We start from the raw sequence: 9,100 nt of genomic DNA, 5'->3' as shown, positions 1-9,100 counted from the left end.
TGCTCCAAATTCGCTATATTTTTACCCACTAATTTTTCCGAAGAGCCATATTTTTAGCCGTTGGCGCACTGGCCGGGTGGCTTGCTGGCAATATCATGAAGGGAAAAGGATTTGGCGTCGTAGGTAATATTGTTGTGGGAATTGTTGGTGCCGTATTGGGCGGCTTTGTATTCGGTTTGCTCGGCATAACAACAGGCGGGTTATTAGGCGCTATAATTATGGCCACTATTGGCGCTGTTATTTTGTTATATATAGTCAGCATAGTTAAGAGGGCCTGACTCATTAGCAGCTAACAGGATGGCTGACTCAACAAGGCTACGCAGACCGGGACTATGAGGGAGATCATGAATGACTCAATTCATCGGAACTCCGCGTTGACCTCTACGGTCAGGTTCCCGGTGCCGCGCTGCTCCATGGGCGTTCGATGTGTAGCATTGTGTGCAGTGCTGGTGTTTGCGAACCTTGCCACCATTGCCCTTGCCCAATCATCATGCCGTGGAATTCACGTCAAGATTCTGGACATCAGAAACAGCACTGGCGCGGTAGCCTGTGCGCTTTTCGAATCGCCAGCGGGCTTTCCTGCCGAGTTTCTGCAATTCGCAACCAATATCATGATGATAAAAGTTCGGTATACGCAGGCGAGTTGCTACTTTTTAGATATTCCGCCGGGGTCATATGCGTTGGCCGTCATTCATGATGAAAATATGGACGGCAAGCTTGACACCAACTGGCTAGGGGTCCCCAGGGAAGGTTACGGTTTCTCAAACGACGCGAAAGCCTCGTTCAGTGCACCTTCGTTCGATGCCGCCAGCTTTCCATACGATGGGCAAAACCTGGATATGACGATCAGGTTGAATTACTGAGCGACCTTTGTTTTTTTTATAAAAAATGGACTGCGGGTATAATTTTTTTCCAAAAGATAGCAATGGAGCAGGTCTTTCAATCCAGCAATCCATTCGATTGCCCAGGACCGGAAACGGGGGTTGTTGCATTGCAAAACCTGACCCACAGGACTCGCTATTGGTCTCGGAGTTGATGAGCAAATGAACAATCTAAATATAAGCGAAGATATATTCGGTTCATTCTAAAAGATGATGTTCAATTTATTTCGTATTGTGGTGTGGCAACCAAGACATAATACGGGCGATCAGGGTCATACTAAAATTATTTAAACAAGTATAATTAATTCGAACCTTACCCTGATTAACAATGATCACCCGTTCGGATGATCATTAACTTTAGCTGAGTTTGTTAATGAAGTTTGTCTGTTACTCCCGCTGGGACCAACTACCAAACAGTGCTAATGCGCTCTTTGAGCAGGGGGAAAAAGACAGTATCTTTTTCTCGCGCCCCTGGTTTGAAAATTTGGCCGCTGCACTTGATGATGACCAGGCTATGCTGCTGGCCTGCGTGGTGGACGGAAACAAAATCATGGCGATCCTGCCCCTGGTAAAGAGTGATGGGAATACCTTGTACTCCCTCAAACACCGATACACGCCACATTATAGCCTGCTGCTTGCCCACGATGATCAACAGCAAATTCTCGCCTGCCTGAGCCAGGGCTTGAGTCAGTTGCCGTTTAAGGCATTGCTATTGGAGCCGGTTGACGAAAATGACAGCCGGATATCTGGTTTGCAATGCTTCATGGAAATGGCCGGGTATCATTGTGAACAAGTATTTCGATCGTATAACTGGATTTATCGCGTGCAGGGACAGTCATATGTGGAATATATGGCAACACGCCCCGCCAGGCTGCGTAATACGATATCCCGCAAGAAGCGTAAACTTGATCGTGAACACGGTTTTGAGATTCGTCTTTTTACCGGTGACGAAGTGCCGCAGGCAATGTCAGATTATTATGCGGCCTACACAGCCAGCTGGAAAGCTAACGAACAGTACGTAAATTTTCTCAATGGCATTGTCGCGGGTTTTTCCCGGCCGGGTTGGTCAAGACTCGCGGTTCTTTATGTTAAGGGGCAACCTGTCGCTGCCCAGCTCTGGTTTGTTCTTCGCGGTAAAGCGAGTATATTCAGGCTGGCGTACGACAAGGCCTGGGGACAATATTCACCGGGTTCAATAGTGACCAGTTACCTGATGGAGTACGTGATCGATACTGATGAGGTCACTGAAATCGACTTTCTGACGGGTAACGACGCTTACAAGCAGGACTGGATGTCTGAACGCAGGGAACACCTCGCGTTCAGTTGTGTGAAAAGCCTAAAACCCGCAGGGTGGTATGAACGGTTTACCAGCTCGCTGGGGCGTATGCGCAAATGACAACAAGGAACTGTTCATGCACTACATTGGCCTCAAGCCGTACTTTGTAAGCATCAGGCACAGCAGGTAGCCAAGTGAATCAAATTTTTTAGCAATGTGGATATTAAAATGAAACAATTCGTATTTGTTTATCTGGGTGGTAATCAGCCATCCAGCCCAGAGGAAGCTAATAGTCACTTTTCGAAATACATGGAGTGGTTATCATCACTCGGTGACTCAGTTGTTATTCCTACAATTCCATTAAAGGATACGAGTACAGTAAGCACTGATGGCACTATAAGAGAAGGTGGGAGTAGCGCAATGTCCGGGTTCTCTATCATTAAAGCAGACTCGATGGAGGCCGCACTCTCAATAGCCCAGGCCTGCCCTTTTCTTGAAATCGGTGGGTCACTTGAAGTGTCTGAGATGATGTAGATGCCTGTTCAGTAATAATTCAGCAAACATTCACTTTCTGTTGGCTCAGACTCTGAGTGACCCCACAAAAATCGGCCATATCCCTGTGCGACAGCCTGTTGTTTAAGTCTGCACCTAGCTTCACGATAATTACGTTGCCGGTGCGCGATGCCCTTATCGAGCACACGGAGACCTGCGCTGTGACAACAACGGGACAACATCCCTGAGGCTGGATGGCCTTTAATCCAGACAGAAAACACTCACGTACCGGAGGGTTACTCTCAAATTTCTGCCGGTGGGTTTCCTCGTAGCGTGTCTGTGCGCGTCCGCCCTCCGGCAATGAGGCATGCAGTAAACCGGTGACAGATAACTTCCTTCCGCATAGTAGTGACTGGGCGCGTTCATTCAAAGCGCAACATATTTTCGAGTGTCTGGCTTGACTTTAGTTGCGTATAGACCTATCAAATAACTGAGTAGTATGCATTGTTATCTTTCTGTTCGTTTGGTCACTTACAAAAAGATCGAAACCAACGATGCATGTCTACCTGTTTATCTTCATCGCTAAAGGATTTTTTTGACCGCCATTATATGGGGATACCTCAGGGCCCGAGGCCTATTCGGCTGTTTAAGTTAAAACAACGAAATAGCTGCAGCGCCACACGCTTGTTAAAAGTCTCAGCATTGCTGGAACCTTTTGGCAAAAGTTATGGGCCTCACTTTATTCGCCTGGGGGAAAAGAGAATCGTTCATACAAGCGGTTGATACCTGTCATCAGAAGCAAGGAGCCAAGTTGACGTATGAATGCCGAATCAACAACGATGAACAGGCTGGCGATGCGTATCGTGTTGCTCGCCGTCTTTTACGCTGCGCTGGCCATGGCCGGCCTGGCGCTGAGCACACCGTCGGGCTATACATCGCCACTGTGGCCGGCCGCCGGCCTGGCGCTGGCGGCAATCCTGATGTGCGGCCCACGCTGCTGGCCGGGTATCTGGCTCGGTGCGTTCGTCGTCGATCTCTGGCTGGATATGTCGCTCCCGGGCGCGCTGCTGGCCGGGTTGTTGGCCACGGGTACGACGCTGCAGGCACTACTCGGCGCCCACCTGACCCGGCGCTTGCTCAACGTCGAACAACCGCTGTCGCAGGAGCGTGACGTCTGGCGGTTTCTGATCCTGGGCGGGCCCGTAGCCTGTCTGGTTGCTGCCACCATCGGTACGCTGGCGTTGTCTGGCTTCGAGCGCATGACGGCGGACACGATCCCGGCCCAGTGGCTGTTGTGGTGGACCGGCGACACGCTGGGGGTGCTGTTGTTTACCCCGCTGGTGTTGCTGGTCTGGCCCCATGCCCGCGCCTTCTGGCCACAGTCCGGTGGGCGCGTGGCCCTGCCGTTGCTGATTACCGCGATCCTGATGGGGGCTGGCCATGTGGGACTTTCCCTTCTGGAGGCCGGCCGGGCAAAGGCCAAAGCCAACAATCTGATGGAGGATGTCTACGAGAAGGGCATGCATTCTCTGTCTACGATCACGGAGCCTTTGCGCAGCCTCGAACGGTTCTTTGTGGCCAGCGACGAGGTCAATCGTGAGGAATACGCTACCTTCACCGCCAGGGTTACCGGAAATGAGGGGATCATTTCGGTCGACTGGGCGCCGCGGGTACCGGCGGCGGAACGCCTGGCCTTCGAGGCGGCGCAGCGCAATGCGGGCTTGCCGGGCTACCGCATCTTTGAACTCGATGCCGACACGCAACCGCGCGCGATCGCCGAGCGTGCCGAGTATTTCCCGGTCATCTATACGGTGCCAGTGGCCGGCAACGAGGCGATCATTGGTCTTGATCACGGGTTCGACGCGCCCCGCCGCAAGGCAATGTCCCGTGCTGCGGAAACGGGCGGGATCGTCACCGCCTCGATGGTTCCGTTACTGCGCACCGGGCGACACACGCTGCTGGCGTTTCAGGCGGTGTATCCGCACGGCTTCGAGATCGATACGGCCGCAGCGTCGGCTCGCCAGGAAGCTCTACAGGGCTTCATCGTTGGCGTGTTCGATATCGACGCGCTGTTCGCGCCGCTGGCGCGGGGGGCCGCCACCCATGACATTGCGTTTCGCCTCACGGATGTCTCGCCCGGTGATGCGCCTCATGTGATGGCGGGCAATCTGCCTGTCGATGCCACGACGGAGTGGCAACGGACGATCAGCTTCACCAACCGCGACTGGCGGCTGGAGATGTATCCCCTCGGCGGTTACTGGCGCCCCGGCGCTACCGGGCAATCACGGCTGTTTTACGGATTTTCGGTACTGGCCGCCCTGCTCATCGCATTTGCGGCCCTGAGTACCGCCGGCCGCCAGGCGGCTACCGAGGCAAGCGTGGTCGCGCGTACCAGAGAACTCGAAACCGAGCTGCGCATGCGGCGCAAGGCCGAGACCGCCCTGCGCCGGAGCGAGGGCAAACTGGAGATCACGTTGCAGTCGATCGGCGATGCGGTGCTTGCCACGGACGCTGACGGGCGCGTTACGCGCATGAACCCGATCGCCGAGGCGCTGACCGGCTGGCCCGCCCCGGAGGCGCTCGGCCGTCCCGTTGAAGAGGTGTTCCGCATCATCAACGAGGAGACGCGTCAGCCGGCACCCCTGCCGGTCGACAAGGTGTTGCGCACGGGGAAAATCCAGGGGCTGGCAAACCATACGGTGATTATCAGCCGCGACGGCCGCGAGCGCCCCATCGCCGACAGTGCCGCTCCCATCCAGGACCAGGATGGTGTCGTGCAGGGCGTGGTGCTGGTGTTCCGCGATGTCGGCAGGGAACGCGAGGCGGAACTGGCGTTGCATGCCAGCGAGACGCGCTACCGGGCGCTGATTGAATCCGCGCCGCTGGGCATCTTCGTACAGAGCGGCGGGCAATTCGTGTTCATAAACCCGAAGGCCGCAGCCCTGCTCGGCGCGCAATCGGTGGACGACGTGGTGGGATGCGAGGTGCTCGATTTCATCCATCCCGACAGCCGCGACCTGATAAGAGAACGCATCCGCCGACGCCGTGTCGACTACCGCAATACCCTGCCACCGGTGGAGGCGAAATGGCAACGCCTTGATGGAGGTGTGTTTCATGCGGAAGCCACCGGCGTACCCTATGTACACGAGGGCGAACACGGCTCGCTGGTATTCCTGCAGGACATTTCCGCACGCAAGAAGGCCGGTGCGCAGCTCGAACAGGCAAAAGCCGGAGCCGAGCAGGCCAACCGCGCCAAGTCCGCGTTTCTCGCCACCATGAGCCACGAGATCCGCACACCGATGAACGGCGTGCTCGGCATGGTGGAAATCCTGGCGCAGGGCCGCCTGTCGGAACACCAGACCGAGCTGGTCAACACCATCCGCGAGTCGGCCACGACCCTGCTCGGCATCATCGATGACATCCTGGATTTCTCCAAGATCGAGGCCGGCCGGCTGGAGATCGAGCATGCCCCGGTATCGGTGCCCGACATCGTCGAGGGCCTGTGCAACTCGCTGATGCCGGTGGCCGTGGCGAAAGGAGTGGAACTGAGCCTGTTCATTTCACCCGACATACCGCAACGGCTGTTATCCGACGACGTGCGCCTGCGCCAGTTGCTGTACAACCTGGTGGGCAATGCCATCAAATTTTCCGGCGGCAACCCCGAGCGCCCGGGTGCGGTGTCCATCAGGGTCGAGCCCCTTCCAGCCTCCCCATGCCGCCTGACTTTTCGCATCGCGGATAACGGTATCGGCATGAAACCAGTGACGCTGCAGCAACTGTTTACGCCCTTTACCCAGGCCGAGGTCGATACCACCCGCCGCTTCGGTGGCACCGGCCTGGGACTGGCGATTTGCAAGCGCCTGGTGGACATGATGCATGGCGAGATCACGGCCGAAAGCACCTTCGGCGAAGGCACCGAGATCACCATCAATCTGCCATTCGAGCTGGCCGACGAACAGCCGAAACCCGAGCCGCCGCCACTGGAAGGCATCGTCTGCATCATGGTTAGCCACAGCCACCTGCATTCAGAGGATCTGCGCGCCTATCTCACGCATGCCGGCGCGCAGGTGGAAACAGTGGACGATACCGCTACTGCTGCACAACTGGCCGCGGAACGAGACGGGCTCGTGGTGGTGATCCAGTACTCGGAGCGGCAGCGTCCGGAAATCGACCCGCTGTTCACCGGGATGAGCAAGGTGCGGCTCCTGTATGTCACCCGGGGCCGGCGGCAGCGCGCACGCGTGGAGAAAAACAATGCGGTGAGCTTCGACGGCAATGCGCTGCGCAGGCACGCACTGATACGTGCCGTGGCGGTGGCCGCAGGCCGGGCATCGCCCGAGGTGTTCCAGGATCAGAACGCAGGCGACCTGATGCGCGAAGAGACTGCGGTGGCGCCGACGGTGGCCGAGGCCCGTATCCAGAACCGGCTGATCCTCATCGCCGAAGACGATGACCTCAACCAGCGCGTCATCCTGCAGCAGCTTCGCCTGCTCGGTTATGCGGGAGAGGTGGCCGGCAACGGCGCGGAGGCCCTGCGCCTGTGGCGGGAAGGCAGTTATGCGCTGCTGCTGACGGACCTGCACATGCCGGAGATGGATGGCTACTCCCTGGCGCAGACCATCCGCCAGGAGGAGCGCGGCGAGCAGCGCCTGCCCATCATCGCCCTGACCGCAAATGCCCTGCGGGGTGAAAAAAACCGGGCGAAATCGGCGGGGATGGATGCCTACCTGACCAAGCCGGTGCCGCTCAGGACGCTCAGGACAACGCTGGAGACGTGGCTGCCGCTGCCCGAATCGGGGACGAACCCGGATACCCCGGCAGAAAAAAAACCAATGGCGGATGGTGTGCACCTGGTCGATGTGAGCGTACTGAAACAACTGGTGGGCGATGACAGGGAGACTGTGCAGGAGTTTCTGTCGGAATACCTTGTGTTGGCGCGAAGATTAACCCGGGAGATCCAGACCGCATTTAACGCGGGCGATGTGCGCCATGTCAGCGCCATTGCACACAAGCTCAAATCGTCGTCCCGATCAGTCGGCGCCCTGGTGCTGGGCGATCTGTGCGCCGGGATGGAAAACGCAGGCAAGGAAGGCGACAGAACCTTCATTGCCGAACAAATGCAGGAGTTCGAGGCAACCTGGACTGCAGTGGAAAATGAAATCAGTGATCTGCTTACCGATAATGATCAGGCATCCATGGAGGATAAAGCATGAAAATAATACTGCTTGATGATGATCCCTTTGTGCTCAAATTGCTTTCAAGGCAATTGGCCGGTTTAGGGTTTGATAATGTCACCGCGCTGGAACATCCGCACCAGGCCTTGGCGCTGCTTGAACAGGACACAGGCGCCTTCGATATGGTGCTGCTGGATCTGCAGATGCCTGATATGGACGGTGTCGAGTTTGCGCGCCATCTCATGCGCTTACAATATGCCGGCGGATTGATACTGATCAGCGGCGAAGATCGGCGCATCCTGCATACCGTGGAAAAACTCGCCAACGCCCACCGGCTGCGAGTATTGGGCGCCCTGCATAAACCGATCGCCACCGCGCAACTCAAGGATGTCATCGAACGCGCGCCGCAGATACTGGACAGGACACCAGGCAAAACCTATGCCCCTGATGAACTGCAACAGGCCCTGACCAATCACGAGCTGATCAATCACTATCAGCCGCAGGTCGCGATCGACTCCGGTCGCGTTGTCGGGGTTGAGACACTGGTGCGATGGCAGCATCCGCGGGACGGCCTGGTGTTCCCCGATCAGTTTATCAGCACCGCGGAGGAGCACGGCCTGATTGATGATCTGACGCGCACGGTACTGGCGGACGCATTGCAACAGGCGCGTCGGTGGCATGATGCGGGTATCCCATTAAAAGTGGCCGTCAACATTTCCATGGATAATCTCGTTACCCTGGATTTCGCCGATTACGTCGCCCATAAGATTGAAAAGGCGGGCATCCCGCTTAACAGTATCGTGCTGGAGGTGACAGAAAGCCGCCTCATGAAAGACCCGTTGACACCCCTGGATATTCTGACGCGTCTGCGGCTCAAGAATATCAATTTATCCATCGACGACTTCGGCACCGGACATTCGTCACTGGCCCAACTGCGGGATATTCCGTTTGATGAACTCAAGGTCGACCGCGGCTTTGTGCATGGCGCCCATGATTATGCGCCGTTGCGGGCCATCGTCGAGGCCAGCCTCGGCATGGCGCAGCACCTGAGCATGAAAACAGTGGCCGAGGGCGTTGAGGATCAACTTGACTGGGATTTCCTGCTAAACACCGGCTGTGATTTTGCGCAAGGCTACTTTATCGCCAAACCCATGCCGGCAGAAGAATTGGCTGCCTGGATACCGGCCTGGGAGTCACAGCACCAGACGCTCGTTAAAAAAATGTGGCTCTTCCCCAGATGTGGTGGGTAAGATTTACCGTATAACACCATCAGGATA

General features: G+C 56.4%; 6 protein-coding genes. All 6 read left to right on the top strand.

Translation table 11 applies throughout. The annotated features are described in order from the left end of the window. Positions 1–95 precede the first annotated feature (95 nt). The 6 genes from RRB22_15695 (at position 96) to RRB22_15670 (ending at position 9,073) form a co-directional block, all read left to right on the top strand. Positions 96–278, top strand: a complete 183-nt coding sequence (locus RRB22_15695) for a GlsB/YeaQ/YmgE family stress response membrane protein (protein MDT8385842.1) — start codon at positions 96–98, stop codon at positions 276–278. A gap of 66 nt (positions 279–344) precedes the next feature. Continuing rightward, entirely contained in the window at positions 345–863 is a 519-nt protein-coding gene (locus RRB22_15690; GenBank protein ID MDT8385841.1) for a DUF2141 domain-containing protein, read from the top strand. A 391-nt stretch (positions 864–1,254) separates the two neighbouring features. Further along, entirely contained in the window at positions 1,255–2,277 is a 1,023-nt protein-coding gene (locus RRB22_15685; GenBank protein ID MDT8385840.1) for a GNAT family N-acetyltransferase, read from the top strand. 108 nt (positions 2,278–2,385) lie between these two features. After that, entirely contained in the window at positions 2,386–2,691 is a 306-nt protein-coding gene (locus tag RRB22_15680; GenBank protein MDT8385839.1) for a YciI family protein, read from the top strand. A gap of 776 nt (positions 2,692–3,467) precedes the next feature. Then, on the top strand, positions 3,468–7,862 hold the full coding sequence (locus RRB22_15675; GenBank protein MDT8385838.1) for a PAS domain S-box protein: 4,395 nt from the start codon (positions 3,468–3,470) through the stop codon (positions 7,860–7,862). Next, on the top strand, positions 7,859–9,073 hold the full coding sequence (locus RRB22_15670) for an EAL domain-containing response regulator (protein ID MDT8385837.1): 1,215 nt from the start codon (positions 7,859–7,861) through the stop codon (positions 9,071–9,073). Before RRB22_15675 ends, RRB22_15670 begins: the two co-directional genes overlap by 4 nt. Positions 9,074–9,100: the final 27 nt, after the last annotated feature.

The organism is Gammaproteobacteria bacterium, from assembly GCA_032250735.1.
Lineage (GTDB): Bacteria > Pseudomonadota > Gammaproteobacteria > SZUA-152 > SZUA-152 > SZUA-152.
Note: the sequence above shows the minus strand (reverse complement) of the source record. Positions and strands in the feature narration are given on the sequence as shown.

Bases quoted from the DNA above. Each gene is read 5' to 3' on its own strand.
- RRB22_15695 (MDT8385842.1), top strand. From the start codon at position 96: ATGAAGGGAAAAGGATTTGGCGTCGTAGGTAATATTGTTGTGGGAATT.
- RRB22_15690 (MDT8385841.1), top strand. From the start codon at position 345: ATGAATGACTCAATTCATCGGAACTCCGCGTTGACCTCTACGGTCAGG.
- RRB22_15685 (MDT8385840.1), top strand. From the start codon at position 1,255: ATGAAGTTTGTCTGTTACTCCCGCTGGGACCAACTACCAAACAGTGCT.
- RRB22_15680 (MDT8385839.1), top strand. From the start codon at position 2,386: ATGAAACAATTCGTATTTGTTTATCTGGGTGGTAATCAGCCATCCAGC.
- RRB22_15675 (MDT8385838.1), top strand. From the start codon at position 3,468: ATGAATGCCGAATCAACAACGATGAACAGGCTGGCGATGCGTATCGTG.
- RRB22_15670 (MDT8385837.1), top strand. From the start codon at position 7,859: ATGAAAATAATACTGCTTGATGATGATCCCTTTGTGCTCAAATTGCTT.